Source organism: Rhodococcus koreensis, assembly GCF_017068375.1.
In the GTDB taxonomy this organism is placed as follows: Bacteria; Actinomycetota; Actinomycetes; order Mycobacteriales; family Mycobacteriaceae; genus Rhodococcus_F; species Rhodococcus_F koreensis.
On sequence record NZ_CP070611.1, the window covers coordinates 82,602 to 108,096 of the forward strand.

General features: G+C 64.5%; 25 protein-coding genes and 3 pseudogenes. 21 read left to right on the forward strand and 7 right to left on the reverse strand.

The window, feature by feature from the left end; all coding sequences use genetic code 11:
* Positions 1 to 232: 232 nt before the first annotated feature.
* The 11 genes and pseudogenes from JWS14_RS46980 (at position 233) to JWS14_RS47030 (ending at position 10,807) form a co-directional block, all read left to right on the forward strand.
* Positions 233 to 871, forward strand: coding sequence for a 4-carboxy-4-hydroxy-2-oxoadipate aldolase/oxaloacetate decarboxylase (locus tag JWS14_RS46980; protein WP_206017054.1), 639 nt, complete (start codon positions 233 to 235; stop codon positions 869 to 871).
* 110 nt (positions 872 to 981) lie between these two features.
* Complete coding sequence (locus tag JWS14_RS46985) at positions 982 to 1,965, forward strand: DODA-type extradiol aromatic ring-opening family dioxygenase (RefSeq protein ID WP_206017055.1); 984 nt, start codon at positions 982 to 984, stop codon at positions 1,963 to 1,965.
* Complete coding sequence (locus JWS14_RS46990) at positions 1,962 to 2,621, forward strand: RraA family protein (RefSeq protein ID WP_206017056.1); 660 nt, start codon at positions 1,962 to 1,964, stop codon at positions 2,619 to 2,621. Before JWS14_RS46985 ends, JWS14_RS46990 begins: the two co-directional genes overlap by 4 nt.
* Entirely contained in the window at positions 2,621 to 3,280 is a 660-nt protein-coding gene (locus tag JWS14_RS46995; RefSeq protein WP_206017057.1) for an RraA family protein, read from the forward strand. The genes JWS14_RS46990 and JWS14_RS46995 overlap by 1 nt, the downstream gene beginning before the upstream one ends.
* Complete coding sequence (locus JWS14_RS47000) at positions 3,277 to 5,046, forward strand: FAD-dependent oxidoreductase (protein ID WP_206017058.1); 1,770 nt, start codon at positions 3,277 to 3,279, stop codon at positions 5,044 to 5,046. Before JWS14_RS46995 ends, JWS14_RS47000 begins: the two co-directional genes overlap by 4 nt.
* Positions 5,043 to 6,617, forward strand: a complete 1,575-nt coding sequence (locus JWS14_RS47005; RefSeq protein WP_206017059.1) for a fatty acyl-CoA synthetase — start codon at positions 5,043 to 5,045, stop codon at positions 6,615 to 6,617. The genes JWS14_RS47000 and JWS14_RS47005 overlap by 4 nt, the downstream gene beginning before the upstream one ends.
* A gap of 3 nt (positions 6,618 to 6,620) precedes the next feature.
* Positions 6,621 to 7,010 carry a RidA family protein gene (locus JWS14_RS47010; RefSeq protein WP_206017060.1) on the forward strand — a complete coding sequence of 130 codons (390 nt, stop codon included), beginning with the start codon at positions 6,621 to 6,623 and terminating at the stop codon, positions 7,008 to 7,010.
* 47 nt (positions 7,011 to 7,057) lie between these two features.
* The gene (locus JWS14_RS47015; RefSeq protein WP_206017061.1) at positions 7,058 to 8,056 is read left to right on the forward strand and encodes an amidohydrolase family protein; all 999 of its coding nucleotides are present in this window, start codon (positions 7,058 to 7,060) and stop codon (positions 8,054 to 8,056) included.
* 122 nt (positions 8,057 to 8,178) lie between these two features.
* Positions 8,179 to 8,826, forward strand: a complete 648-nt coding sequence (locus JWS14_RS47020) for a GntR family transcriptional regulator (protein WP_206017062.1) — start codon at positions 8,179 to 8,181, stop codon at positions 8,824 to 8,826.
* Positions 8,827 to 9,206: 380 nt separating this feature from the next.
* Positions 9,207 to 9,293: pseudogene (locus tag JWS14_RS50915) on the forward strand (hypothetical protein); the annotation flags it as partial.
* Positions 9,294 to 9,565: 272 nt separating this feature from the next.
* Positions 9,566 to 10,807 carry a saccharopine dehydrogenase family protein gene (locus JWS14_RS47030; RefSeq protein WP_206017063.1) on the forward strand — a complete coding sequence of 414 codons (1,242 nt, stop codon included), beginning with the start codon at positions 9,566 to 9,568 and terminating at the stop codon, positions 10,805 to 10,807.
* Positions 10,808 to 10,988: 181 nt separating this feature from the next.
* Here the strand turns inward: JWS14_RS47030 and JWS14_RS47035 are convergent, their stop codons facing one another.
* The gene (locus JWS14_RS47035) at positions 10,989 to 11,738 is read right to left on the reverse strand and encodes an MBL fold metallo-hydrolase (protein WP_206017064.1); all 750 of its coding nucleotides are present in this window, start codon (positions 11,736 to 11,738) and stop codon (positions 10,989 to 10,991) included.
* Positions 11,735 to 11,863 carry a hypothetical protein gene (locus tag JWS14_RS51350; protein WP_259376163.1) on the reverse strand — a complete coding sequence of 43 codons (129 nt, stop codon included), beginning with the start codon at positions 11,861 to 11,863 and terminating at the stop codon, positions 11,735 to 11,737. The genes JWS14_RS47035 and JWS14_RS51350 overlap by 4 nt, the downstream gene beginning before the upstream one ends.
* Before the next feature lie 905 nt (positions 11,864 to 12,768).
* Between JWS14_RS51350 and JWS14_RS47040 the strand changes: the two genes are divergently transcribed.
* Together JWS14_RS47040 and JWS14_RS47045 are read left to right on the forward strand one after the other, a co-directional pair.
* A complete protein-coding gene (locus JWS14_RS47040) occupies positions 12,769 to 13,014 on the forward strand; it encodes a helix-turn-helix transcriptional regulator (RefSeq protein WP_206017065.1) in 246 nt (81 codons plus the stop codon).
* Between the two features lie 552 nt (positions 13,015 to 13,566).
* Complete coding sequence (locus JWS14_RS47045) at positions 13,567 to 13,914, forward strand: histone-like nucleoid-structuring protein Lsr2 (RefSeq protein ID WP_206017066.1); 348 nt, start codon at positions 13,567 to 13,569, stop codon at positions 13,912 to 13,914.
* Between the two features lie 128 nt (positions 13,915 to 14,042).
* On the opposite strand, the gene JWS14_RS47050 is transcribed toward JWS14_RS47045, so the two are convergent.
* The 3 genes from JWS14_RS47050 to JWS14_RS47060 all read right to left on the reverse strand — a co-directional run bounded on the left by JWS14_RS47050 (position 14,043) and on the right by JWS14_RS47060 (position 15,990).
* A complete protein-coding gene (locus tag JWS14_RS47050; RefSeq protein WP_206017067.1) occupies positions 14,043 to 14,606 on the reverse strand; it encodes a hypothetical protein in 564 nt (187 codons plus the stop codon).
* Positions 14,607 to 14,741: 135 nt separating this feature from the next.
* Entirely contained in the window at positions 14,742 to 15,356 is a 615-nt protein-coding gene (locus JWS14_RS47055; RefSeq protein WP_241031881.1) for an RES family NAD+ phosphorylase, read from the reverse strand.
* Between the two features lie 19 nt (positions 15,357 to 15,375).
* Complete coding sequence (locus JWS14_RS47060) at positions 15,376 to 15,990, reverse strand: hypothetical protein (RefSeq protein ID WP_206017069.1); 615 nt, start codon at positions 15,988 to 15,990, stop codon at positions 15,376 to 15,378.
* 513 nt (positions 15,991 to 16,503) lie between these two features.
* Here JWS14_RS47060 and JWS14_RS47065 point away from each other — a divergent pair.
* Complete coding sequence (locus JWS14_RS47065; RefSeq protein WP_206017070.1) at positions 16,504 to 16,800, forward strand: hypothetical protein; 297 nt, start codon at positions 16,504 to 16,506, stop codon at positions 16,798 to 16,800.
* A 166-nt stretch (positions 16,801 to 16,966) separates the two neighbouring features.
* Here the strand turns inward: JWS14_RS47065 and JWS14_RS47070 are convergent.
* Positions 16,967 to 17,861, reverse strand: a pseudogene (locus JWS14_RS47070) (IS5 family transposase).
* Between the two features lie 200 nt (positions 17,862 to 18,061).
* On the opposite strand from JWS14_RS47070, the gene JWS14_RS47075 reads away from it, so the two are divergent.
* The 5 genes and pseudogenes from JWS14_RS47075 to JWS14_RS50935 all read left to right on the forward strand — a co-directional run bounded on the left by JWS14_RS47075 (position 18,062) and on the right by JWS14_RS50935 (position 21,036).
* Positions 18,062 to 18,622, forward strand: a complete 561-nt coding sequence (locus tag JWS14_RS47075) for a cupin domain-containing protein (protein ID WP_206017071.1) — start codon at positions 18,062 to 18,064, stop codon at positions 18,620 to 18,622.
* Between the two features lie 410 nt (positions 18,623 to 19,032).
* Positions 19,033 to 19,705: pseudogene (locus JWS14_RS50920) on the forward strand (IS3 family transposase); the annotation flags it as partial.
* A gap of 140 nt (positions 19,706 to 19,845) precedes the next feature.
* Positions 19,846 to 20,190 carry a hypothetical protein gene (locus JWS14_RS50925; RefSeq protein ID WP_241031882.1) on the forward strand — a complete coding sequence of 115 codons (345 nt, stop codon included), beginning with the start codon at positions 19,846 to 19,848 and terminating at the stop codon, positions 20,188 to 20,190.
* 157 nt (positions 20,191 to 20,347) lie between these two features.
* Positions 20,348 to 20,788 carry a hypothetical protein gene (locus JWS14_RS50930; protein ID WP_241031883.1) on the forward strand — a complete coding sequence of 147 codons (441 nt, stop codon included), beginning with the start codon at positions 20,348 to 20,350 and terminating at the stop codon, positions 20,786 to 20,788.
* Positions 20,785 to 21,036: a hypothetical protein gene (locus tag JWS14_RS50935; RefSeq protein WP_241031884.1), complete on the forward strand. Its 252-nt coding sequence runs from the start codon at positions 20,785 to 20,787 to the stop codon at positions 21,034 to 21,036. Before JWS14_RS50930 ends, JWS14_RS50935 begins: the two co-directional genes overlap by 4 nt.
* Positions 21,037 to 21,103: 67 nt before the next feature.
* Here JWS14_RS50935 and JWS14_RS47090 read toward each other — a convergent pair whose 3' ends face one another.
* Positions 21,104 to 21,997 carry a LysR family transcriptional regulator gene (locus JWS14_RS47090; RefSeq protein ID WP_241031885.1) on the reverse strand — a complete coding sequence of 298 codons (894 nt, stop codon included), beginning with the start codon at positions 21,995 to 21,997 and terminating at the stop codon, positions 21,104 to 21,106.
* Positions 21,998 to 22,110: 113 nt separating this feature from the next.
* Here JWS14_RS47090 and JWS14_RS47095 point away from each other — a divergent pair, with 113 nt between their 5' ends.
* Together JWS14_RS47095 and JWS14_RS47100 are read left to right on the forward strand one after the other, a co-directional pair.
* Positions 22,111 to 23,367: an MFS transporter gene (locus JWS14_RS47095; protein WP_206017074.1), complete on the forward strand. Its 1,257-nt coding sequence runs from the start codon at positions 22,111 to 22,113 to the stop codon at positions 23,365 to 23,367.
* 526 nt (positions 23,368 to 23,893) lie between these two features.
* On the forward strand, positions 23,894 to 24,886 hold the full coding sequence (locus JWS14_RS47100; RefSeq protein WP_206017075.1) for a quinone oxidoreductase family protein: 993 nt from the start codon (positions 23,894 to 23,896) through the stop codon (positions 24,884 to 24,886).
* The last annotated feature ends 609 nt before the right edge of the window (positions 24,887 to 25,495 follow it).

Consider the following 25,495-nt stretch of genomic DNA (forward strand, 5'->3'; position numbering starts at 1 on the left):
TCGTCGCCGTGGCGCGACGAGAGCGGCGGCATACGAAGTGATTGGCCTCACATTGAGGCATGTCGGGACCGTACATCACATTCAAGATTGAATGCAATAAGGAGGGGTGGGTTCGTCGTCCGTAGGCAAGGGTTCGCGAAGGAGGATTGCATTCAATCTTGAATTCATCGTATGGTGTGAGTCACACGGCGGCGTCACAGTGATCCGTCGCCCTCCGAGCCCAAGGATTGACATGGTTGCCTCTTCTGCAGATCGCCCCCTTGCCGCCGCGACGGCAGTCGCCGATCGCTTCTCCGCCGCCACCGTGCACGAGGCAGCCGGACGCGTCGGTGCCCTGCCGGCCCGCTTGCGGCCCGCGTATGCGGCGGCGGTGTACGGCCCCGCGTTTCCGGTGCTGTGCCCGGGAGGCGACAACTTGTGGTTGCACCGCGCGGTCGCAGAGGCCGCACCCGGCGACGTCCTGGTAGTGCAGACGACTTCTACCGACGAATATGGTTACTGGGGAGAGATCCTCAGCGAGGCCGCCCGCGCCCGCGGTCTGAGCGGACTGGTACTCGACGGCGGAGTTCGAGACCTCGGCGCACTCGAACGCGTCGGTTTTCCGGTGTTCTCGTCCTCGATCTGCATCAAGGGCACTGTCAAGGACCCCGACGGGTCCGGTCGCCTCGGTGGCCCGATCCGGATCGGTGACGTGCGCATCGAACGCGGCGATCTGATCGTCGGCGACGAGGACGGGGTCGTGGTCATACCGCAGCACCGGTGGCCCGAAGTCCTGGAGTCCTCCCGCGAGCGCGAAGACAAGGAAGCGAGAATCATCGCTGAAATTCGTTCCGGCGCATCGACTCTCGATCTCTACTCGTTGCCGCGCTGACAACCGAGCCCATCCCCGATCCCGAGCAACGATTGCTGCCGGGGCACAGACCCGAAAAGGAATGTCATGAAGATTTCCGTTACCCGCTCCGGTGCCGGAGAAGGTGCGAGATGAGCAAGATCGTCGCCGTGGCCGGTACCTCACACAGCCCGATGCTCGGCATGGAACCGGAACGGATGTGGCGCCTGCGCGCCGAGAACGACGCCGACAACGACTACGACCTCGTCGACCAGAAAGGCGACATCCGCAGTTTCGGCGAACTGGTCGCCGCCGCCGGCGGACACTACGACGACGAGTTGTCCTTGGACGTCTGGAATGAGAAGTACGGCAACGCCCTTGCGTGCGTGGACCGTCTGCGTGAGGAACTGGTCGAGCTGAAGCCGGATCTGCTCGTGGTGATCGGCGACGATCAAGAAGAGCTGTTCACCCCGCGCAACCAACCGGCGATCGCGGTGTACTACGGGGAGAAGATCGAGACGCACAAGCCCATCGACATGGGTAATGCGTTGCTCAGCGAGGTCCAGCACAACCTCGGGATGGACGGCGAGATCTACCCCGCCCACCCGCAGGCCGCACTGCACATCATCAAAGAGCTCATTTCCCGCGACTTCGACATCGCGACCAGCTCGGAAACCGAAACCGAAGGTGGCTTCGGGCATGCCTTCGCCTGGGTGGTCGGACGGATGCTCAAGAACATCACCATCCCGATGGTGCCGGTCCTGATCAACACCTACTACCCGCCCAACCAGCCCACACCCGCCCGCTGCTACGACCTCGGCCAGGCACTGGCGGAGGCGGTCGACTCGCTACCCGGCGATCTCCGCGTCGCCGTGATCGCTTCCGGTGGACTGAGCCACTTCGTCGTCAACGACGAACTCGACCGCCAGATCCTCGAGGCCATGCGCACCCACGACGAAACCACGTTGCGCACTTTGCCGGTGGAACAGCTCGATTCCGGCACCTCCGAGGTCCGGAACTGGATCGCTGCCGCCGGAGCCGGTCGACACCTCGCCCACCGGTGGAGCACCTACATTCCGGCCTGGCGCAGCGCCGCCGGCACCGGGGTCGGTCTGGCATTCGGACTCTGGTCATGAGCGATCACCGCGAGCGGCTGGCTGCCCTGGACACCTGCGCGGTGTCCGACGCCCTGGACTCACTCGGTGTGCCGGGCGCCGCGCTCGGTATCCACGCCATTGCCAACGACCGGCGGATCGCCGGAACCGCCATCACCGTCGACCTCGTCGAAGCCGGCACCACCACCGCGCCGCGTCACCTGTGCACTGCGGCCGTCGACGCGAGCGCACCCGGCACGGTGATCGTCGTGGCCCACCACGGCCGCACCCACGTGGCGGGTTGGGGCGGTGTCCTCTCCGCCGGCGCGGTCGCAAGTGGCACCGAGGGCATTGTCGTCGATGGGGCGGTACGTGACCTCGACGAGGCGCGCCAGTTCGGGCTGACCCTCTACGCCGCTACCTCGGTTCCGGTCACCGCCCGCAAGCGAGTGGTCGAACGCGACTGGAACGTTCCTGTCGAGATCGCCGGAATCACCGTCCACCCAGGCGATTACATCCTCGCCGATGGTAGCGGTGTCGTTATCGTCCCGCGAGAGCGCATCGACGAAGTGCTCACCGTCGCCGAGTCCATCGTCGCGAAAGAAGCGGAAATGCTGCGCCGCGTGAAGCTCGGCGAATCGCTGGCCGCCGTGATGAGTGCCAACTACGAAACCATGCTCGATCGAAAGGCCCCCTGATGACCGACGACATCCGCTCCGAACTATCGCGGCTCGACACCAGTCACCTGAGCGATGCCCTCGACAAACTCGGCCTCAACGGCCAATGCGCCGGCCTGCTTCCCCTGGACCGCACGACCCGCCTCGTCGGCCGGGCCTTCACGGTGCGCTACGTCCCGGTCGGTGACGACGGAGGAACCGTCGGCGACTACATCGACGACCTCGAGCCGGGAACAGTGGTCGTACTCGACAACGCCGGTCGCCTCGACACGACCGTGTGGGGTGATCTGCTGACCGCCACCGCCTCCCACAAAGGGTTGGCCGGCACCGTCATCGACGGCGTCTGCCGGGACTCCGACTGCGCGGTCGACCTGAGCTACCCGGTTTTCAGCCGGTCACGGTGGATGCGCACCGGCAAGGACCGCGTCCGCGTCGACGGCTACAACGTGCCGGTGAACATCGGTGGAGTTCGTGTCGAACAGGGCGACTGGCTCGTCGGTGACGCCGACGGTGTCGTCTCCATTCCCACCCGCCAGGCGGCGGCAGTGATCGAGACCGCAGTCCGGATCCGGGAAACCGAAGACCGCATCCGCGGCGCCGTCCGAGCCGGGCACAGCCTGGTTGCGGCCCGCGAACTCCACGGCTATCACACCCTTCAGACCCGCGAGGTGACCCGATGAGCGCACCCGAGAGCACCGAAGTTGTGGTTATCGGTGGCGGGCCCGCCGGCCTCACCGCCGCAATCGAACTCGCCCAGCTCGGTGTCGACGTCACGGTGTTCGAACGCCGGGCGACCACCTCGCACCTTCCTCGCGCGCATCTGCTCAACCAACGAACGATGGAGATCTTCGACGCCATCGGGGTCGCCGACGACGTGTACGAGATGTCCCCACCGGAGGACCGTTGGCATCGTGTCGGCTGGTACACCTCGCTGGCGGGGGATCGGCCGGGCCAGGGCCGCGAGATCGGGCACATCCACGCCTGGGGCGGCGGCCCCGACACGGACCGCTATGCCGCGGCCAGCCCCAACCGCTACGCCAACGTTCCGCAGATGCGCCTGGACCCCCTCCTGCGCCGACATGCCGAACGGCAGTGCCCCGGCCGCATCCACTACGGCCACGAGGTCACCGACGTGCGCACCACGACAGACGGTGTCGAAGTTGCCGTGATCGAAACCGAAACCGGTGCAACGCGAACGGTGCAGGCTCGATACGCCATCGGTGCCGATGGCGGACGATTGGTCAGCTCCCTGCTCGGCGTCGAGATGCAGGGACCCACACAGCTGCTCGACATGGTCAGCATGCACGTCACCGCCGACCTGACCCCGTGGATCCGCGACGACCAGGTCCTTCTGTACTACTTCATCGACCCCCTCGGCAACGGCGGATTCCGCGGTTCGATGTGCGCGATGGGCCCGGACACCTGGGGCTCGCAATCCCGCGAGTGGGCGTTCCACCAGGCCTTCCCCTGGGGCTCGAAGGAGGCCATGGACGAAACAACCCTCAAGGACCGCTTCCGAGACATCATCGGCATCCCGGACCTCGAGTTCGACGTCCACGCAATCTCCCATTGGGAGTTCGAAGGCGTCACCGCCGACCGATACCGAGTCGGCAACGTCTTTCTCGTCGGCAATGCTGCACACCGTCACCCGCCCACCGGCGGTCTCGGACTCAACACCGCGGTCCAGGACGTGGACAACCTGTGCTGGAAGCTCGCGCAGGTGCTGCGGGAGAAGGCCGGAGCCGACCTTCTGAACACCTACGAGAGCGAACGCCGCCCCGTCGGGCTGTTCAACGTCCGCCACTCACTCGAGAACGCCGGCGGTCACCGCAAGATCGCGGCCGCACTCGGGATGACACCGGAGATCTCGGTCGAGGACGGATGGAAGGAGATCGACACCTGGCTCGCCCCCGGCCCAGCCGGTGACAAACGCCGCCGACTCGTCGCGGCCGCTGTCGCGGACAACGGCGACGACTACAGCCAACTCAACGTCGAAGCGGGATTCGCCTACGACAGCGGTGCGGTCATTCCCGACGGAACCGAACCGCCGCACACGCACACCTCGTTGCGCGACTACACCCCCACCACCCGCCCGGGGCACCACCTACCCCACGCCTGGGTACACGGGCGCGGACCGCGAGTGTCAACGCTCGGACTCGTCCATCGCGCCGACTACACCCTGCTCGTCGACCCGGCGCACGCGCAGACATGGCGCACCGCCGCCGAGAAGATCGGTGTGCCGGTCGACGTGGTCGCGATCGGATCGGCCGATCCGGCTTCCGACCACAGCTGGGGCCGTCTCCGCGACGTCGACCCCGGCGGGGCGATTCTGGTCCGCCCGGATCGGCACATCGCCTGGCGTACCACCACCATGCCCGCAGATCCCGCAGCGGAGCTGGCAGTAGCTCTGCAGTCCCTGCTCTCACGAAATGAGGTTCACGCATGAGTGCACCGGAGGTCGTCCAGGCACGTGGGCACGCTCTCGCGGACCTGCTGCACCGCAGCGCCGCCCGCTACCCTGGCAAGACCGCACTGATCGGTTCAGATCGCTCCTTCGACTTCCGTGAGCTGCACGCCGCGGTCGATCGGACGGCCGCCGCGCTGGCCCGCCGCGGGCTCGCACACGGTGACCGGTTGGCCATCCTGTCCCGCAACAACTGGCAGTACGTGGTCGTCACCTACGCCGCCGCTCGACTCGGCGTCGTCCTGGTTCCGATCAACTTCATGCTCAAAGCCGAAGAAGTCGCCTACATCCTCGATCACAGTGGCGCACAGGGTGTCATCACCGAAGCCGATCTGCAACCCCTGGCAGCCAAAGCCCTCGCCGAACTCGGCCTAACCCTGTCGGTGCAGGCAACGATCGGCGAACTGGAGGACGCCGCAGGCTGGGACAACTTCACCACCTGGGTCGACGAGCCCGGTTCCGCACCGCACGTCCTTGTCGCCGACGACGACCCCGTCCGGATCATGTACACCTCCGGCACCGAGTCCCGGCCGAAGGGCGCCCTGCTGTCGAGCCGGGCACTGATCAGCGAGTACGTCAGCTGCATCGTGGACGGCGGAATGGCCGCGGACGACATCGATCTGCACACCCTGCCGCTGTACCACTGCGCCCAGATGGACTGCTTCCTCGGCCCCGACGTCTACCTCGGCGCCACCAGCATCGTGCTACCCGGACCCGACCCCGCGGCGGTCCTCGCGGCGATCGAAACCCACAAGGTCACGAAGTTCTTCGCCCCACCGACAGTGTGGATCTCGCTTCTGCGCGCACCCGAGTTCGAGACTTCCGATCTCAGCTCGCTGCGCAAGGGCTACTACGGAGCCTCCGCCATGCCCGTGGAGGTGCTCCGTGAGATCCGGACCCGACTTCCGCAGGTGCAGCTGTGGAACTTCTACGGGCAAACCGAACTGTCCCCGGTCGCAACAATTCTCGGCCCTCACGAACAAGAGTCCCATGCCGGTTCGGCGGGACGCCCGGTCCTCAACGTCGAAACCGTCGTCGTCGACGACGACGATCGTCAGGTCCCGCCAGGAACGGTCGGCGAGATCGTGCACCGCAGCCCCCAGGCAACCCTCGGCTACTGGCGAGACGAAGCCAAGACGACCGAGGCATTCCGCAACGGCTGGTTCCATTCCGGGGACCTCGGTGTCTTCGACGACGAAGGCCGTCTGACCGTCGTCGACCGGAAGAAGGACATGATCAAGACCGGCGGCGAGAACGTCGCCAGCCGGGAAGTCGAAGAGGCGATCTACCTGCACCCGGACGTCGCCGAGGTCGCCGTCTTCGCTGTGCCACATCCGAAGTGGGTCGAAGCGGTATGCGCGGTCGTTGTACCCAGACCCGGAGCCGACCTCGACGAAGCCACCGTGCTGGCACACTGCGCCACCCGCCTGGCCGGGTTCAAGGTCCCCAAACACCTGGTCGTCGCCGACTCACTACCGAAAAATCCCAGCGGGAAAATCCTCAAACGCGACCTGCGAACCACATTCGCCGATCTGGCACACAAGGAGAACTGACCGATGTCTCGTCGTTCGATCGAAGTTCCGGGCCTGCATCACGGCAAGGCACCGATTCCACAAGCAGCCCTGGTCGGCCCACTGCTGACGTCCAGCGGGATCAACGGCCTCGACCCCGACAGCGGCACCGTGCCCGGCTCGGTGGACGAGCAGGTCGCACTGATCTTCGCCAATATCGGGCGCATCATGGACGCCGCCGGCGGAACCACCGCGGACATAGCCAAGTGCACCTTCTTCGTCCGTGACCGCGCTGCACGCTCCGCCATTGATCCCTACTGGGTCGAGATGTTCCCCGACGCGTCCAGCCGCCCCGCCCGGCACACCCTCGAATACGCCCTCGCCGACCCGCTGCTCGCCCAGTGCGAACTGATCGCCTACCTGGACAAGTCATAACCGCTGCACATCACCCGACCGCCCAACATCGAACACAAGAGGAAACCATGATTATCGACGCTCATGCCCATGTCGTCGCACCCGACGGACTGTATGCCTACCGAGCAAATCTGATGGCCGACGGAGGTTATTTCATCGGCCAGCCCAAGATCAGCGACGATGCTCTGGCCGCGTGCGCTCAGAGCAATGTCGACACCATGGATGCGGTCGGCACCGACATCCAGTTGCTCTCGCCGCGCCCGTACTACCAGGGGCACTCCATGCAGCCCACCCGGTTGGTGGACGCATGGATCCGCGCCAACAACGACGTCATCGCCCGCACCGTTGACCTGCACCCGACACGATTCGCCGGTGTGGCCGGGCTTCCGATCACGCCCGGAGAACCGGTCGAGCGGGCGTTTCCGGAACTGCGGCGGGCTGTCGAGGAACTCGGATTCGTCGGTGTCACCGTCAACCCCGATCCGCACGAAGGAACCGGCACCGGTCCCGCGCTCGGGGACCCCTACTGGTACCCGCTCTTCGAGCAGCTCGTCGAGCTCGACGTGCCGATGCAAGTGCATTCCGCCGGTTGCTACAACGGTCGCGAAACCTACAGCGAGCACTTCATCACCGAGGAATCCATCGCCATCCTGTCGATGATCCGAGGCAAGGTCTTCGATCGCTTTCCGAAGCTGAACGTGATGATTTCTCACGGTGGCGGGTCGGTGCCGTATCAGCTCGGCCGGTGGCAGGCCGAGCACCTGCATCCCGCACTGGGCGGCGACCCGCAGGCACCCCGCTTCGAGGACAAGTTGAAGAACTTCTACTTCGACACCGTCCTGCATTACTCGCCGGCGTTGGAACTGCTCCTCAAGACCGTGGGATCCGACCGGGTGCTCTTCGGCACCGAGCGGCCCGGCAGCGGGTCGACGACCAACCCCGAGACCGGGCGTCCGTTCGACGACCTCAAGCCGGTCATCGAAGGGTTCGACTTCCTCGACGAGTCCGATCGCAGGGCGGTCTTCGAGGAGAACGCGCGGCGGGTCTTCCCTCGGCTGAAGGCCTGACCGCCGACCTTTCAGGGGCGTGGCCTGTGACGAGTTCGCGGGTCACGCCCGGTCCGCCGCTCAGGTCGGACAGGGCCGTGAGACCATGGAGCTTCAACGAAGCGGAACGAGAAGGGGCTGGGATGAGCGCCCGGGTGGGGACCGTACGAATCATCGCCGAGCTGCGGAAACTGATCCTTCTCGGTGAGCTTCTGCCCGGTGAGCAGCTCCGGCAAGAGGAGCTGTCTCAGCGACTCGGTGTAAGCCGCGTGCCATTGCGGGAAGCGTTCCTCGTGCTCGCCAACCAGGGCCTGCTCGCGCACCGGCCGAACCAGGGCTTCGTCGTGGCGAAGCGGACCGCCTTCGAGTTGAGTCAGCTCCACATGCTGCATACTCTCCTCGAAACCGAGCTGAACTCGTCCATCCACTGGCCGGACAAGGCCGCGTTAGAGCATTTACGCAGCCTCAATGCGCAGATGGGAGAGAAGGTCGATACATCAGAGGTGGTCGAGTTCATCGACCTGAATCACGAATTTCACCTCTCGGTGTGGAGACTTTCACCGCTGAACCTCGTGATCGCCGAAGTCGAACGTGTGTGGGCGCTCTCCGACGCGTATTTCGCCAGCAACTACGCCTCACCCGAGCGGCGAGGCTACGCCGTTGAGCACCACGCACGCATCATCGACGCTCTCCAAGCGCAGGACATGGAGATCTTCCAGAAAGTCTCGGCCGAACACCGAGAAGACACCCGCGGCGGCGCCGACGCCGCACTGACCCGCGGCCGTGCATGAGACCGGGGACCACCGCTCATAAGCGACTCGAACATCCTGGTCAACGGCCAGGCCCATGCACGGCGCTCGAACCTGAAAGAAGCCGCCGGGTTCGAAGTCGTGATGGAGCACCATTGGGCACGCTTCCGAGAACGCCGCCGCGCTACCCATTCACCCGGCAACTCAACGACCCTGCCGCCCCGGTAACAGCCCGCATGTGACGAGAATCGTTGGTTATCCGTCAACCGCTACGAACTGCGGAAATCGCCTGAAAACGCGTCGGCAACCCGTGTCGAGAAACTATGTCGAAAAGCCCCAGCCGGGGGGTTGTCGACACATGATGATCGGCTACGCCACGGGTCTCCACCGCAGACCAGAACCCCGACCACCAGGTCGATGCGTTGCACCACGCCGGTGTCGCGGCCGAGAACATCCACGTCGACCACGCGGGCAGTGCCAAAGCGTCACGGCCCCAACTCGATCTGGCACTGCAGCGGTTATGCGGCGACGACGTCCTGGTGATCACCCGGCTGGACCGGCTCGGAGGTCGATGCTGCATCTATCACGCTCGGCGCCAACCTGCGCGATCGCGGCATCGGTCTGAAGGTCCTCGAGCAGGGGATCGACACCGCCGCTACCGAGGGCCGCGCGATGTTCGGCATGTTGTCGGTCCGAGGATGTTGAGCCTACGCCGCTGGTTGTTACGCTGGGTTACAGCTACCTCTTCTGCGGGATCGGCTGCGGTTGTAGGCTTCCGCGCGTGGCTGACAGCGGACGCGAACTCGATCTCGTCATCTACGGTGCCACCGGGTTCGTCGGAAGGTTGCTCGCCGACTATCTCGCACGCACCGCCCCGGACGGCATCCGGATCGGCCTCGCCGGACGGTCGCAGGCGAAACTCGAGGCCACGCGGTCGGCGCTCGGGGCCCGCGCCGCCGACTGGCCGATCGTCCTCGCCGAATCCAGTGACGCTGTCGCGATCGCCGAGCTGGTCTCCCGCACACGGGTTGTCGCGACCACGGTGGGGCCGTACGCGAAGTACGGGGCCGAACTGGTCGCAGCCTGCGTCGCGGCCGGCACCGACTACGTCGATCTGACCGGGGAGGTGTTGTTCGTCCGGACCAGCATCGACGCCCACCACGACAAGGCCCGCGCCAACGGTGTGAAAATCGTGCACTCCTGCGGCTACGACTCCATTCCCTCCGACCTGGGCGTGCACGTACTGCACCAAGCAGTCCAGGCCGACAACGCGGGGGAACTCACCGACACCACCCTGGTCGCATCGCTGAGCGGCGGAGTCTCCGGCGGGACGATCGACTCGCTGCGCACCCAGATCGACGAATCGAGGAAGGATCGGGCGCTGCGCCGACTCGCCGCCTCCCCGTACTCATTGAGCCCCGACCGGACGAAGGAACCCGACCTCGGCCGACAATCCGACGTCGCCGTCGTCGACGGTGCGGACATCGCCCCGCAGGTACGCGGGTGGAAGGCACCGTTCGTCATGGGCTCCTACAACACCCGCGTCGTGCGGCGCAGCAACGCACTCCAAGGGTGGGCGTACGGCCGCAAGTTCAAGTACCGCGAGGTGATGAGCGTCGGCGACTCGCGCCTGTCCCGCGTCTACGCTGCCGGTGTCGCGGCCATCCTCGGCGGGCTCGTCCTCGGGCTCAGCGTTCCGCCCACCCGGTACGTCCTCGACCGCATCCTCCCCGCACCAGGCGAGGGCCCCAGCGAGAAAACGCAGCGCAACGGCTACTTCGCGATGGACATCTACACCACCACCACGACCGGCGCCCGGTACGCAGCCCGGGTGACGGCGCAGGGCGATCCCGGATACCGGGCCACCGCGGTCCTGCTGGGGGAGGCGGCACTGAGCCTGGTGCTCGACCGCGACCGGCTCCCCGACGAGGCCGGTGTCCTCACCCCGGCCACCGCGCTCGGCGACGTGCTCGTCGAACGACTGCGCGGGGCAGGGGTAGAGATTTCCGCCCGCGAACTCTGATGCGCCTCGGCTGGCGACGACCACACGCTCAGACCTCGCCCACCCAAACCTCCTGATCGCACGCATTGTCTGCCTTGCGTGCAATTAGGGCAGTCAGGCCCGACGTGTAGCCGTTCGTCGGGCCAGGTGGTGCGCGAAGACCTTGTGGGAATGGAGTTCTCGCGTCAGTGCGATCCGATCCTCACCGCGCGGCGCCGACGCGTTCTCGTGCGGTTGCGGCCGCTTCGGCGACGGAGCCGTGATGGATCGGCCCGTGTCCGGGCAGGAGAATGTCGGCGTCCAACTCTCCGATGATGCGCAATGACTCGGCGGCCGTGCCGCGGTCGTGGTCGAACCACTGCGGCAACAATTGAGGTCCGGCGACCGGTGAGGTCAGGTGCCCGGTGATCAGGGCGTCGCCGGAGATCACCACACCGCGATCGGGAAGGTGATAGATGGTGTGACCGGAGGTGTGGCCGGGCGCGAGAACCGGGACCGGGGCGCCCGGGCAGGTCAGCGCACCGGGTACGGGCATCGCGGTGGGGGAGTCGATGCCGTACTTGGCCGTGCCACCCAACCGGACCAGCTTGATCGCCCACGGCAGGACCCCGGGCCGCCAGATATTGCTGAGCACATCCCAGGGCGTCGCGACCTCGTGGCATTCACGGCGGGCGTGAGCTACCTCGTCGGGGTGCACCAGTACCGGCGCCCCGTAGGTGTCGGCGAGATACTGTGCGCTGCCGATGTGGTCGACATGCGCGTGGGTGATGAGCACGGCCTCGATGCGGTGCGGATCCCGTCCGATCGCCCGGATCGAGTCCTCGACATCAGTGCGCTGCCCCGGGTACCCGGTGTCGATCACCGTCACCGCGTCACCCTCGGTGAGCAGCACCCAGTTGACCATCTCGGAGTGCACAAAGAACACGCCATCGGCGATTTCGACGGGCTTCATCGCGTGACCACCGCCGGCATGCCGAAGTCGTGTCGCACATCTGTCGTGACCTGCACGCCCCACGCCCGGCGGTAGTCCATGCCGTCGTAGTCGACGAGCGTCTCGTGCACCGATCCGACCCCCATGCAATCTCTCCTCCTGTGTGCTGCCTCCAGCGGGTGAGGGTACGTGGTCAACCGTGGCGAGGGGGTTGACGCGGCGGCGTGGGAGGTCGAATTCGTCGCCGGGCCGAGGGCCTTGTCGCGGTGTCAGCGCAACCGGCGGTGTGGACTACGCGACGGTTCCAAGCGTGGAATGCTTGTGCGCCCATCGATTTCGGTGCGACTGGTGGGATCGAGCAGGAGGACGTCGTGGCGTTCCGGTTCGCGCGATGTGACTGTGGGCACTTCTTGTGGTCAGCTTCGGTTGCACGCAGCTTTCTGTTAGATGCCGGGCATGCGGGAGTGACATCCTGCGGAGCCGTACGGAGCTCATGGTCGCACGGACGGTCTGCGCCCATGTCAGGACGTGCGACGGCGCTCGCCATGCCGCGTGCCGTCACTGCCCCGGCGAGTCGGCACTGAGTCTGTCCCTCCCAGACGGGGCAGGTCGTTCTCGCTGCGGCAGCTGCACTCGGGAGACACCCCTGACCGATTGGCTGCGGACCGTGACGTGGAAGTTTCCGCGCGCAGCTCGGCAAAGTGTGCGCGAGGTCGGCCGTGAGGACAACGACATGTCGACATTACTGTCGCAAGCGAGCAGGTCCTTTCGGTTCGAGGAGGGACACATGATGTTCGGGGACGTGTCGTGTCCCAGCTGGAGGCCTCCTCTCCGACGGCTCAACCTTGCAATTTATCGCTGTAGTGTTGGAACGTATGGACCTCGACCGCACCCCACGCAGATGCTCTCGGTCATTACAGCACGCCGTTGTAGGGTCATTCCGAGGATAGTCCCGCATCGACTGGCGTCACGTCGCAGCGGGTCTGCGGACTGCAACCGAACTACCACTCCCATCGCCGAGAAGGCGATGAACAGGAAGGACTCTCACCAGATGGCTAACCCACATCGACTGACCACCGATCAGGTCGTCGACCTGATCAAAGAGGAGACCGGTACCGAGCTGTCTGCCTCGACGTTCCGCGGGTACGTCTCTCGTGGGCAAGCGCCGGCGCCGGTGGAGAAGATCGGCCGCACCCCGCTGTGGAAGCGCTCGGAAATTGTCGCGTGGGCGAACAACAGGCCCGGTCAGGGCGCGCGCACCGACATTCCCAAGTCGCACCGGCGCCGCGCCGAGTGAGCACCTGTCATTTTTCGACACCGAAGACCTGGACTCCGGTCCGCGGGAGTTCGCCCCCTGCACCTGGGTGTGGCTGGGCCGCACTACGCCAGCGGACTCCGTGCGCGGGGGAGCGGAGGTGGGCCCAGGCGGCGGTGGACACAGGGGGTTGCGGCAGGCCGACGTGCATCCGGCTCGGCGGATGCCGTTGATGCCGCACGTGTAGGACCGAGAGTTCTTCTGCGGCTTCATGGGTCGGTCGTCGGACGGGGCGATCGGAGGGGCGGTACGGCGACCCGGCGCTCGAATTGCATCACCGTGACGAAAGTGGCGTGGGTGTCGCGTGCGTCGGGATTGTCTGGTGAAAAGCCGGCTAGCGTCGTTGATGAGGATCTTCAGGGGATTCCGGCGGCGGCCGCTCGCACACGATGACAGGGTGTTGTGCGACGAGACTGATCGCCAACATTTTGGTGCGAGGCAATCATAGCTAGCGTAGCTAGCAGTGATGCCGTTGTCTGGCATGAGTGCCGTACATTTGTTTCGTTGGTATCGATGAAGGTGGGAATGGAATCCGTGGCACGTAGGGCTGTGGTGGAGTTGGTGGACGATATCGACGGGACCGTGTTCGGCGACGAGGGGGAGAGCATCAACTACACGGTTGATGGCGTCGAGTACGAGATCGACCTGAAGGGCGAGCACGCCAAGGAGTTCCGCGACGCTCTCGACTACTGGATTGCTCATTCCAGGAGGGTCGGAGGAAGGAAGCGCCGCTCGAATCGGGTGACGGATCCGATCGGATCGACGCCGAAAACGGTCGAGGTCAAGAAGATTCGGGAGTGGGCGACAGAACACGGCTACGAAATGTCCTCCCGGGGCCGGATCCGCGCCGACATCGTACAAGCCTTCCACGACGCCCACTGACCCCGCATGGTCCGTCCGAGGGCGGTGCCGACCACGTCGGGGGGCCCAGGTGGACAGCATGCGTCGACAACCCTGAAGGTGTCGTCTACAGGTCGATGGCGGCACAGCCGAACGTGCTGCCGGCTGGTTCAGGGAATTGGTCGGGTATCGATCGGCTGGTGGCCCAGGTGTTCGAGTCGGTCGAGTTCGGCGAGGAGGGCGTCTCGGCGTGTGTAGGTCTCAGCAGGGGCGCGAAAATCCTCGTCCGGGGAGGGATAGTGGACCTCCCACCGGGGTCCAGCGGCAGCGGCAAAGCCGACCGCGATGTGTAATGGTTGGGCAAACTCACCCCAGGCTGTCGCGACGTGGTCCCGGCTCGGAACGTGATCCCACGTCCCGTCTTCGTAGCTCTCCCACTCACGGCGACCCTCGAGTATGCGCGTGAGGGTGGGATCGACAAGGTCGTACTCATCAGGCTTCGGGTTGTCGCCGGTGTCCCGGAGTGTGTGGTACTCCTCGACGGTCAGCTCAGGTGCCAGTTCGATGGGTGCCCGCTGTGCGGTCGCGTCGAATGGGTTGCTGAGGACCATCGTCCTGGAGTCGGGGAAGCTCACATTCGCGGTCGGGTTTGTGCCGCGGGTCTGTCGTTTGGCCTTGTTCCGCCTCTTCTTCGCGGCTTGTGTGGCCTGCGTTGCTTTCTTCGAGCGTCCCATGGATGTCCTTTGTTGCGTGTTCTGTCGCGGCGTCGTTGATAGGCAGGACAATCCTGTACTGACGGTTGGCTTTTCACGGGTTCGTCTCCCGCTCCCGATTTCGGTGACAGAAGGTGGGAGATCGGCCTATGACGCCTAGATGAGTGTTGCATTGTATTGTGCGAGATGGGATCTGACCAGCTCCAGCCCGGGGCGGTCGTCGAGCTTGATCGGGCCCCTGGACACCGTCATCAGATCATGCAGCCCCACACCGACATTAGGTGTGATGGTCATGACGACGGAGAACCTGTCCTCGTCGTTGCGTGCCCGGTACTTGATCCCGAGCACCCCGTCGGTCCCATGCAGGATGGATGCCGCCCAGTCCCGGGTGATCCGGTAGTCGACGGGGTCGCATTTCGTCAGCCAGGTGTCCTGACCGATCGCCGCCAGATGTGAGCCGTGCACCAGTGCGACGGGGACGTCGTCGGTGACGGTGACCTGGGACAGGACTCGACCGGCCAGCTTGGCCTTCCGCAAAATTCTCGGAACGTGGTCATCGAGCGGCAGCGACCGGCAGTAGGTCTCCGCGATGCAGGTGGAGATGTCCTCCCCGAAATAGCTGTAGTGGTACGACCCGTCGGAGGAGTCGAACCGTCCGCCTCCCGCTCCCGCCGGGGTCGGATTCAGGGTCAGGGCACCGCGGTTCGGGTCGCCGGAGTGGATGCGCCAGAGCTTGGTTCCCGCGGTGAGCGACCCGATATGCGCGGTCACCGATACCGGTGGTGGGCGGTTAGGCAAGGTCGTCGGCGATCTCGGCACGCAGCAACGCGCGCACGGCGTCGTAGGACCCTTCGCCGAGCAGTTGGACCGGGGACTTGCGGTCTTCGGCCGACGGGTTGGGCGAGAGCCACCACGACGCGACACCCCACGGATCGTCCCGGGCGCCGAGAGCCACGTTGCCTTCCCGTACCACCTGATTCGCCTCGCCCGGCAGGGAGAACTGAAACTCCGGATACCGGAACTTGCCGGCCCGCTTGAGCCCGATGACCTCGCCTTTGGCGCTGAGTTTGCGCAGCGCGTCGCTGGGGTTGGCCCAGTTCTTGTCGTAGTGGTCGGCGACCTCTTTTGCGGAGAGATGCGGGAACGACAGGATGCGTTCGACGGCGTCGCTGAGCACCGTCTTCTCGTCGAGGATGTCGTCCGATTCGATGAGCTCGAGAATCGGGTCGTCCCGGTCGATCCGTCCGGCCAGCATGATGTGGGTGACCCGGTCGGCGACCAGCCGCATGCTCGGCCTCTTGTACAGCTCGGCTCGCATCCGGGCGATGAACTCGTGGTCGCTCACGCCGCTGCGCTGCTGTTGCGGATCGGACTCGTAGCCCGAGGCCGCGGTCTTGTGCGCCATGTTCCCCTCCTTGGTGCCCGGGCAGGCACCCTGACCGCTTCTATGTAGAAGTCTACCGTAGATTTGCGCTCGACGGCAGGCCCGGAAAAGGGGGTCGCGATGCCATAGCCCGCCGAACCGGCCCGCACCTGGGCCGCTGCCGGCAGACGCCGCTCGCGCGCTGTGCGGACGCCATGCGCCCGGGTCTGTGCGACAAGTATGTGACCAGCAGGAACGATGCGCCACGGTGCAAGGCGAATCCAACGGACGGGAGCGTCGACGACGACATCGAGTATGGGGGTGGGTCCCACGAACTGGGGCCGGCGCCTCGCTGATCGATGTCTCGGCGATCTCAACAGGGGCAACGCCCGCATGACCCGCCGAGCGAAGGCTGGGTGCCCTGCCGCTGACAATCCGCGTCCGGATCCTCAACAGGACCCGGGCCCGCCAGCCCGGACCCGGCAACACGTCCGAGGTCCCCGGCATACTCACACCAGCACAACCCTCAACCACACACCGGGAGACGGCACCGCCATGATCAGTTGGACCCTCACCATCGCCGCCGAAGACGCCGCGACCGCCCAGACCGGTGCCGCCCTCGACCTCCGCACCGCAGCCACCGAACTCATCGACGCCACCAGAGCCTGCATCATCGAGTCCGACGCCGCACACCGGCCCGTCTACACGCTCACCCTCGACGGCGACTGGCTCACCTCGATCGCCACCTGCGAAACCCCCACCGGCGCACCCGACCGCGACCTCGCCCTCGACCGACTCGCCGACATCGAAAACGAACTCGTCGGCCGCGACCGCGTCCCCGACCCGAACTAACCGGCACCACGGAGCGGTACAGACGCGGGCGCGCCCGCGGGGTCTTCAAAGTGTCAAAACAAGCGCGCTGTATCGCCTGATACGGCGTGGGGGCACTGAAGTGGCACGTGAAGTACTCTTGTCGGGTTTCGTCGCTCGCGCTCCCAGTGACCCTAGAGCGTGTCTGCTATTTACGGACGCGGTGATGAATGACGAGCGCAGCGAAGAGTACGCCACCGAGGAAGGTGGTGGCGTACTTGTCGTAGCGAGTGGCGATGCCGCGCCACTGCTTGAGACGCCCGAAACCACGCTCGACGGTGTTGCGTTCGCGGTAGCGGTCCTTGTCGATGGCCGGCGGTCGACCCCCGGCCGATCCTTTCGCCTTGCGACGTCGGATCTGGTCGCGGCGTTCGGAGATGGTGTGCGAGATTCTGCGTTCCCGCAGGTTCTTTCGGGTGCTCGGGTGCGAGTACGCCTTGTCCGCCAGCAGGCGGAACGCTTCGGTGTCGTGGGCGTGGTGCGCGTCGAGCAGCGGCGCCAGGTAGGGGTTGTCGCCGGCCTGTCCCGGCGAGAGCAGCAGCGTCAGCGGGCAACAGAACGTGTCGGTGAGGGCGTGGATCTTGGTGCTCAGCCCGCCGCGGGAGCGGCCGAGTGCGTGGTCGGCGGGTTCGTTGGCCAGATTCTTGTCATTCGACCGAGCCCCCTGTGTGCGCACCGGTCAGGGCGCCGGCCGAATGCTGGTGGGCGCGGACAATCGTCGAGTCGATCGACAGCAGACGTTCGAGTTGTGCGTCGTGTTCGGGGGCTTCCGCCCGCACGGCGGCGAACATCCGGATGTAGGTGCCGCCGTCGGACCAGCGGCGATGCCGTTCCCAGATCGACTGCCACGGGCCGAAGTATTCGGGCAGATCGCGCCACGGTGATCCCGTTCGGAACCGCCAGGCGATTCCTTCCAGAGTCAACCGGTGGTCGTTCCACGGACGTCCCCTCCGGGCCGCCGATGCGGGTAGGACGGGCTCGATCACAGCCCACAGGTCATCGGGGATCTCGTCGGCGCGCAACGCATACGCAGCATCACGCATCAATCCCCGAACATTAAGCAGACACGCTCTAATAAGCGTTCAAAATCCGCTCCAGCTGTGAGTCGATTCTATTGCGACGCAGCGCAGCCTTCGCGAAACGCGAACTCAGTACTCTCGCGATCGCAGATGGACACACCTACCGATCCCGCCATAGCCTTGCCCTACAACGGATTCGAAAGAACACGTGAAAGGAAAGTGCGATGACTGGTGTGCAGTTGAGCGAGACGGAGATGCAGAAGTACGTCGCGAAGTTCGACGAGATGAAGTCGAGCGACAAGGCGTATGTGGACGTGTTACTCCCCGATCACGAGCGCGAAATCTTCAACGTGATCGGTGCCGGTGTCACGGAGAACCCCGACGATCCGAACCTGGCACCCGCCCTACCGGCGGTCGAAGGGTTCCATCTGGGCTACATCCGGAGCAAGCCCGGAAAGCGTGGGGCGCTCCACTCTCACGACACGGTCGAGGTGTTCATTCCCATGACGGGAAAATGGATCATCATGTGGGGCGACGAAGGGGAGCATCAGCTCGACCTGAACGTAGGTGACGTGATCACCATTCCGGCCGGCGTCTTCCGCTGCTTCAAGAATGTGGGCGAGGAAGAAGGGCTGATGATCGGCATGGTCAGCAGCACCCCGGAGAAGCGGCCCGGCCGGATTACCTGGCCGGAACAGGTTTTCCGGCAGGTCAGCGAGATCGGCGTGGAGTACGGAATCGGAATCAACGAGGACGGTGACCTTGTTCGGTTGGTGAGAAATTGATCCAACAACCTATCTGAGCGCTAGTTTAGAACAGAATAGGCCGTGGTGGTGCCGGGAGCGATTGGCGCATGGCGTGCCACTCACTCCCGGCATCAGCTTTCGTGAATAGTTAGAAATGTCCCTGGAGTCAGCCGCCCAGGGTGACGCGCACGCGTTATCTTCGTCCACGATGTTGTGGGTGGCGCGGAATTACTCCCGTCAAAATTTGCCAGAATCGCAGCGGAGCATTCGCTCACCCATTTTGTAGCAGTTCCCAATTCACCCCCAGGGAGTGAACTTGGCGATCTTGCCCTCCGGCGGACGTGACGATCATATGCGCTCGCCGCAAACGTGTTCCATCGTTATCATCGATGACTTGAGCCCACACACGTCCTGCCACGACAGGGTGATTCTCAAGTCGCTCAGGCAGCCTGAAGCTGCGCCTGGTCCTCGAACACCGTGACGAGTACGCCTCGGAGTACGAGGCGATCCGTACGATCGCCGAACGGTTGTCACTGGAGACGGTGCGGGTGTGGGTGCGTAAGGCCGAGTCGGCGGGTGGCGGTATACCGGCTGCGTCGGCATCGGAGGCTGAGGCCGAACTGCGGGCTTTGCGGAGGAAGAACGCCGAGCTGGAGAAGACCATCGAAATATTGAAGGCCGCAACGTCTTTCTTCGTGCGGGAGTGCGACCCCCCACGCAAGTGTCTGCCGGTTCATCGCCGGACACCGCGATCAGTTCGGGGTCGTAGCGATCTGCCGGGTGCTCACCGAGCACGGGTGCACGATCGCCCCGAGAACCTTCTACGCCTGGCGCAGCCGGCCGTTGTCGAAACGGGCATTGTGGGACGCCACCATCACCGCGGTGCTGGCCTCGTACTACGTCGAGCGTGACGAGCACGGTCGACGCAGGCCGGAGTCGCTGTACGGCTCATTGAAGATGTGGGCCCACCTGCGCCGTCAGGGCATCGAGGTGGCCCGCTGCACCGTCGAACGGCTCATGCGCGTCAACGGGTGGCGCGGTGCCAGCAGGGCGAAGAGGGTCCGCACCACCGTGCCGGAGCCGTCGCCGCCGCGGCCGCCGGATCTGGTCGACCGGAACTTCCGACCTCGAGCACTTCACCGCGGCCGAGGGAGTGGTGTTCATCGGACGCGCTCAGGAGAGGACACCACTGTTCCGCACCGAGAAACGCCCCGACGCGACGCCGCGGCAAGAGTTATCCGTGGATCGTCAAAACCACCGGCATGGTCAACCACTACTACTCCTACTGCGTCGACGCCGACTTCGGCCCGTTCTTCCTCAAGTTCTGCTCGTACTTCCCCTACAACGCCAAACTCTGCATCAACGGCCACCACTGGGCCCAACGTCAGGCCACGAGGGCCGGGCTCGGGTTCACCGCACTCGACAACGCCTTCGCCACCGTCGACGACCCCAACACGCTGCAGGCGATCTGCGACCGGCTCACCGGCCCACGGATCGACGCCCTGCTCCGCAAGTGGCTGACGATTCTGCCGGATCCGTTCACCGACGCCGATCGGGACGTCGGCTACCGCTACGACCTGTCGGTCCTGCAACCGAGTTCTTCCTGACCCAGATGCTCGACGCCCCGGTCTCCGGTCGGGTCTGTTTCGAACAGGTCATCCGCGACAACCTCGATTTCGGCCGCCCCGAACAGGTCACGTTGGTGTTCGACCGGCGGTTGATGCGCCGAGGCCCCGTGCCACCCCCGGGCGATTCCGCACGCGGGTGATCACCGAGGGCGTCACCCCCAGCCCACACGTCGATTACAAACACACCACCATCAAGCAGTACCACAAGGAGGCACGCACCCTGCGCACCGAGACCACCATCAACGACACCCGTGATTTCCACCTCGGGAAACGACTGACACATCTGCCAGCCTTGCGGGAGAGCAGCTTTCACGCCACCCGCCGCCTACTGCGCGCCGGGCGACTCAGCCACGACCCGATCATCGGCGCCGACGCCCTCTCCGCCCCCGTCACCACCGCCACCGCCACCGACACCCGCGTCCCGGGACTGCGGTTCGCCGACCAGCGCAGCCACGCCCTGCTCTCCGCACTGCTGGTCTTCCGGCTGCACCGAACGGCTTCACCAACAAGGACCTACGCACCCTCACCGGCGAGCTGCGTGGACTCGACCCGGACAAAGTGTCCGCCGGGCAGATGACCTACGACCTGCGCCGGCTGAAAACCCGCAGCCTCATCGTCCGGATCGAGGGCACCCACCGGTATCAGGTCACCGACCTCGGACTCGACACCGCGAAGTTCCTCACCTGTGTCCACGATCGGGTCCTGCGCACCGGCCTGGCCGAACTCGCCGCTCCGACAACCACTCCCGGCCGCCTGCGATCAGCTGCCACCGCCTACCGCACCGCCGTCGATACCCTCACCGGCACAGCGCAACTCGCGGCATGAAATGTCAAGCAGTCGAGCGTGACTCGAACACCACAAAACTGGACCCCAAAACCCGGCTACGCCGCTTCTAGCTACCTAGACGTTTCTCGACCAGGTGCGCGAAGGCGGTGGCGGCTGCCCCGGAGGTTCGTTCTGCGGATTTGGCGAGGGAAATCGGCCAATCCAGATCCGCTCCGGTTATGCGCAAGGCAACCAGATCGTCACCGGTCGAGACGATCGGTCGCGGCAAGAGCGCGACGCCAAGGCGGTGTCGGATGAAGTCGGTGCCTGCAGCGATGTCGGTGATCTCGATAGTGACGCGACGTTGAATTCCTTCGGCAGCAAACGCCCTGTCGGTCACTGCGCGGTTTCCGTATCCGAGCGGGAAGTCGATGAAGGACTCATCGGCCAGCTCTGAGATCGATACCTCAGTTCGGTCCGCGAGACGATGATCTCGAAGAACCACCAGATCTAGGGGAGTGGATACCAAATCGCATAGATGCACGGCGACCGAGGTGCGCCCAGAAAGGGAGACGAATGCCAGGTCGAGCCGGCCTTCGGCCACTGCTGTGATGAGCCTTGGCGATCCACCGGTAGATGCAGCCGTCTCCAAGTGGAGGGTCACGGCGGGGTGCTCACGGTGGAATTGCCCCAGGAGTGCGGGCAGATCGATCAGTCCAAGTGAGCTCATGGTCCCGATGCGCAACGTGCCTCTTAGGCCACCCTTGACCGCATGCACGGCGTCCCGAGCATCCCGGACCGCATCGAGCGCGGCACGCGCTTTCGGGAGCAGTTCGAGGCCTGCATCAGTAAGACCAACCCGACGGGTCGTGCGCAATAGCAGGATGGTGTCCAGCTCGCGTTCGAGGGACGCAATCGTAGCCGACATGGTGGACTGCACAATGTGCAGCCGGGAAGCGGCGCGGGTGAAGCTGGACTCCTCCGCTACGGCAATGAAACATTCAAGCTGGCGCAAATCCACCCTCTTACTCATAGCACAGATCGATCAATATCATCGGTAATCTTCGTTGGACGCGATACGAAAGTGGGTGGAGGGTGGTAGCCGTACTTGCCACCCAAGCTTCGGAGACGTACATGACGGTGCCAAACACCCCCACCACGAGTAATGCAGCGCCATCTTCGCCTGCCGCTCTACCGACGACCTTGCAACCACCACGCAAGTACGGGATCGGCTTTTGGATGATTGCTGGCGCATTTCTGACCGCGATGGCGTTCAATGCCGTACCGACGCCGCTGTACCCGCTGTATCAGGCTCAGGATGGCTTCGGCACGTTGATGGTTACAGTGGTGTTCTCGGTTTTCGCCGCGGGAGTCGGCGTGGGTTTAGTGCTGCTGGGACATATCTCCGACTGGGTCGGACGCAAGAAGATCCTGATACCCGCCCTCATTCTCGAGGCGCTCTCCGCCGCAGTCTTTCTCGCGTTCCCCGAGCTTCCAGGGCTGTTGATCGGACGACTAATAGGAGGAGTGGGGATCGGCATGATCTCCGCCACAGCCACCGCGTACCTCAAGGATCTTCATACCGTCCGGCGCCACGATGCGGGGTCCGGGCTGTTCGAAATTGTATCCACCGGCGCCAATGTGGGCGGACTCGCTCTCGGGCCGCTCATCGCCGGGGCGCTGGCACAGTACGTCGGTGCACCATTGCGAGTGCCCTACATCGTGTTCGGCATCCTGCTGCTGCTTGCTCTCGTGGCTGTCGCGTGCACCCCCGAGACAGTTACGGAATTGCTGTCGCGCCCTACCTATCGACCCCAGCGAATTAGCGCAGACCACGGCGACCGGTCTGGTTTTATCGCAGCCGCTGCCAGCGGATTCGTAGCCTTTGCCGTTAATGGGGTCTACACCTCGTTGTCAGCGGGCTTCGTGGCGGGGACACTACACCGCAGCAGCGTCCTACTCGCCGGCACCGTCGCGTTCGCGCTCTTCGCGGCGGCGACACTATCTCAATTGCTCGCCGGGCGGCTGCCTCTCCGGACTCAACAAGCTCTCGGAATCGGTGGGGAAGCAGTCGGATTAGTCCTGCTCATGGTCGGTATCCAGTCCGCGAACCTCGCGATCTTCCTCATTGCCGGCGTCGTCTGCGGCGCCGGGGTAGGAGTGTCGATCAAGTATGCGATCGGTATGGTCGCTGCGATGGCCGCACCCGCGAAGCGTGGCGAAGCACTAGCTGGCCTTTTCCTCGTTTGCTATGCGGGGATGAGTGTACCCACTGTTGGGGTTGGAATTGCAGCCCACTTCATACCTCTGACAGGTGCGATGTACGGCTTCTGTGGGACGCTGTTCCTCGTGCTGGCCGCCGTTGCGGTTCTTGTGAGACGAGTGCCGTGAGGAGGTCGGGAGTGCGAAGTAGTTGCGGCCGGTCTAGGCCTCATCACAAGGAATGGAAGCCTTCGATGTCGTCGTCGCTGATGCTTGCCACAGGTTCGCCGATTTCTGCAAGCGGCGTCATCATTGCGAAGTGAACACGTTGTCGTTACCGCCAGTGAACACATGGTCTTCGCGGGTTGCGAAGTGGGGGTTGCTCGACCGCTGATGGACAGGTGTAGTGGCCGATTCAATACCGGGTTATGTTGGAGTAGAACAATATATGAATCAAGAACCAGAGTGCAAGACATACGTGGTCCACATCGCTCCTCGGTCGAGGCCGCCAGCTGTGGTCACAGATTCAAGCGGAGAGGGCAACTTGCCGCCTGTGACCGGAATGCATCGTTGCTGAACGGCACTGGAGAGGCGGCGCTTGAGTCGGAGGTGGCCGAATGCATTTTGGGCAGGAGCGAATACCGAGGCCGCCGCGGTTGAAGTCTTTGGTTACACATGCACTATGTGCGGAAACACGAACAGGCGAAGTAACAGGATGTGGAGTGACACGATAGTGACGACTCAAGCGATTGTGGTCCATGAAAGCGGCGGACCCCAGGTGCTAAAGTACGAAGAAATCACCGTCCCGGAGCCCGGACCCGGCCAGGTTCTGGTTCGCAATCACGCTGTGGGTCTGAATTTTCTCGACGTCTATCTCCGGTCGGGGCGGTACCCCGCCAAGGTGCCGTTCATACCAGGACACGAGGGCGCCGGTGTCGTCGAACGGGTCGGGATCGGTGTCGAAGACTTCAGCGTCGGTGATCGGGTTGGCTACATCGATCCGATGGGATCATACGCAGGCCTGGTCACGCGTTCAGTCGATCGTCTCGTCAAGCTACCGGACGGAATTGAAGTCAAAGATGCAGCAGGACTGCTTCTGAAGGGAATGACCGCAGAGTATTTGTTGCGCCGGACGTACCGGGTGATGGCTGGCCAGACCATTCTCGTTCACGCGGCCGCAGGTGGAGTCGGGCAAATCCTCTGCCAATGGGCCAAACATCTTGGGGCGACGGTGATCGGCACGGTGGGGAGCGCCGCGAAACGACAGATCGCCGAAAACGTGGGGTGCGACCACGTGATCATCAATGGGCAAGAAGACTTTGTTGCAACAGTCCATGACATCACTGCCGGACATGGTGTCCCAGTCGTATACGACGGTGTGGGCGGCGAAGGGTTCATGAAGTCCCTGGACTGCCTGGCGCCCCGCGGCACGATGGTCGCGTTTGGCGCTGCGGCCGGCCCCATCCCGCCGCTCGACGTCCAGGAACTTGGGCCGAAGGGCTCGCTGTACGTGACTCGGCCGATGCTCGGTCCTTACGTCGCCACCACCGAGGACCTGAACGCCAGCGCGCAGGCGTTGTTCGACGTCGTGCTAGACGGACACGTCAAGGTAGAGGTGGCGAACACTTATAGGCTGGCCGAAGCGGCTCAAGCGCATGCCGATCTCGAATTGCGCAAGCTTGCAGGATCGACGATTCTGGTGCCGTAACCGCTAAGCAATTGTGGGTTCTCGCGGGGGTTACTCACCTGTGGCGCGCACCGAGGAACTGTGATGGAGCGCGGTCTGGACAGTATCGGTAGAGGGTGTACGTACTTACGTCCCTTGTCCATTCGAGGACCGGAATGTCCATTGTCGTCCGCGCAGAAGTGATGTCACAGGACGTGGCATTCGAGTTCCCTCGCGTAATCAGTCGCAGGGTGGTCATGCGGTCAGCGCCGCGGGTCACCCTCCTTGCGAGGAGATCGACCCGCCGGCGTCGTCGTGATCGAGGATCGTCGATAGGCCGTCCCGAGGAAAGCTCGTGGCCAAGAACCCGATGCGACGCAATCAAGTCTGTGGCGAAATTGTTCGGGAAGCGGCCAGATCAACCAGGAAGAGTGGCGTCGTTCGCCGAGAAGGCACTCCCACGTGGCGTCCGTCAACGCGTTCCACTGCGCCTGACGGGCGCCGCTGCCGAACCGCGACGATCTGGTCTTCCTCCCCGGGCAGTGGGTCATGGGAGGCGCGGTGCGCGTCGTGGTGAACACAACCTGGCCGTGCTCGGACCAATCGTCAGGTGTTCGAAGCCGAGTTCGGCGGCAACACCGGTTACAACGG